The following is a 2,295-nucleotide window of genomic DNA, read 5'->3' as shown; positions in this document are numbered from 1 at the left end:
GGAGTTCGCCGAAGGTCTCGAGCAGATCGTCGTGGTCGAGGACAAGACCGCGTTCATCGAAGCTCAGATCCGGGAAGTCCTGTACGGCACCGACGATGCTCCTCGCATCATCGGTAAGCGTGACGGCCAGGGCCGTCTGCTCATGCCTGCCAGTGGTGAACTGACCGCAGGCCGGCTGCTCGCCCCGTTGCGCCGCGTACTGAAGCCGCACGTCGAGCTCAAGCGCACCCTCCCGGCACCGCTGTCACTGAACGTGCTCTCCGCCAAGCGAACCGCGTACTTCTGCAGTGGGTGCCCCCACAACCGTTCCACCGCTATCCCCGAGGGTTCCATCGGCGGCGGCGGAATCGGTTGCCACACACTCGTCACCATGTCCGGCCGTGAGGACAGCGCTGTCACCGGCCTGACGCAGATGGGCGGCGAGGGCAGCCAGTGGATCGGGCAGGCACCGTTCACCGACGTGCCTCACCTGTTCCAGAACATCGGCGACGGCACCTTCTTCCACTCCGGTCAGTTGGCTGTGCAGGCATGCATCGCCGCAGGCGTGAACATCACCTACAAGTTGCTCTACAACGAAGTAGTGGCGATGACCGGTGCACAGGACGCAGAAGGTGCCCTCTCCGTTGCTCAACTCAGCCACAAGCTGACCACCGAGGGCGTCAAGCAGATCATCATCTGCGCCGACGAGCCTTCGCGCCACAACAAGCGCGCCCTGGCCAAGGGCACCAAGCTCTGGCACCGCGATCGCCTCGACGAGGCTCAGAAGGAGCTTCGCGAGATCAAGGGCGTCACCGTACTGATCTACGACCAGCACTGTGCGGCCGACGCTCGTCGCCAGCGCAAGCGTGGCACGCTGCCCACTCGCAACACTCGCGTCGTCATCAACGAGGCAGTGTGCGAGGGCTGCGGTGACTGCGGTGTGAAGTCGAACTGCCTCTCGGTCCAGCCTGTGGACACCGAGTACGGTCGCAAGACGAAGATCGACCAGACGTCCTGCAACACGGACTACACCTGCATGGACGGCGATTGCCCCTCATTCGTGACCGTCGAACTGGTGCCGGGCAAGAAGGCTCCCAAGGCCGCACGTCCCGTCCCGCCCGTCGTCGCAGATCCCGATTTCGGACCGCTCACCAGCACGCAGAACGTGTTCCTCGCGGGCATCGGCGGCACCGGTATCGTGACCGTCAACCAGGTGCTCGCAACGGCGGCACTGCGCGCAGGCCTCGAGGTGGAGAGCCTTGACCAGATCGGCCTGAGCCAGAAGGCCGGACCGGTTGTCTCGCACCTGCGTTTCAGCTCCAGCGCGCTCGAGCCGTCCAACCGCCTCACCCCGGGCAGCGCGGATTGCATCGTCGCCTTCGACCTGCTGACCGCGACGGACAACAAGAACCTCGACTACGGCAACGCCGAGAAGACGGTCTCCATCGCATCGACGTCGCAGACGCCGACCGGAGACATGGTCTACGACAAGGCTGTTCGCTACCCCGAGGAGACGTCACTCCTCGCCCGTCTCGACAAGGTGTCGCGCACCTTGCGCTCGTTCGACGCACTCGCCGCGGCACAGGAGTTGTTCGGTAACACCGCAGCCGCCAACTTCCTGCTGATCGGTGCTGCCTACCAGAGCGGTGGACTTCGTCTGCCGGCCGAGGCCATCGAAGAAGCGATCGGCATCAACGGCGTTGCCGTGGACGCGAACATCGCGGCATTCCGTTGGGGCCGTGCAGCAATTGCCGACACTGCAGCGTTCTCGGCCGTCACCACGCCGGCCAAGTCCGTCCGCGAACCCGTCCTCGCACCGGCTCACATGTTCGCCGGAACCACCTTCACCGGTGAAACCCTGCGACTGGTCGAACTGCGTGCGGCACAGCTCATCGAGTTCCAGTCCGTCAAGATCGCCCAGCGCTACATTGATCAGGTTCAGGCAGTCTGGACTGCTGAACGTGCCGCAACCGAGCGGACCGATTTCAGTGAAGCGGTCGCCCGCGGCCTGTTCAAGTTCACCGCGTACAAGGACGAGTACGAAGTTGCTCGCATGCTGGTCGATCCTGCCTTCATCGAAGACGTCAAGTCGCAGGTGCCGGCCGGGGAGAACCTGACCTACAAGCTCCACCCGCCGATCCTCCGAGTGATGGGCCGCAAGAAGAAGATCGGTCTGGGGCCCAAGTCGCATGTTGCACTGAAGGTTCTGGCCAAGGGCAAGAAGCTGCGCGGTACCAAGCTCGATCCCTTCGGCTACATGCACGTCCGCAAGGTCGAGCGTGAACTGCTCGCCGAGTACGAGGCCATGATCGCTGA

1 protein-coding gene is annotated in these 2,295 nt (G+C 63.9%); it reads left to right on the top strand.

What is annotated here, in order from left to right; all coding sequences use genetic code 11:
• A partial coding sequence (locus B0E55_RS31215) for an indolepyruvate ferredoxin oxidoreductase family protein (RefSeq protein WP_080911175.1) occupies window positions 1–2,295 on the top strand: 2,295 nt, incomplete at both ends.

The organism is Rhodococcus sp. 66b (assembly GCF_002076325.1).
In the GTDB taxonomy this organism is placed as follows: Bacteria; Actinomycetota; Actinomycetes; order Mycobacteriales; family Mycobacteriaceae; genus Rhodococcus_F; species Rhodococcus_F erythropolis.
This window is presented reverse-complemented; position numbering and strand designations above follow the sequence as displayed.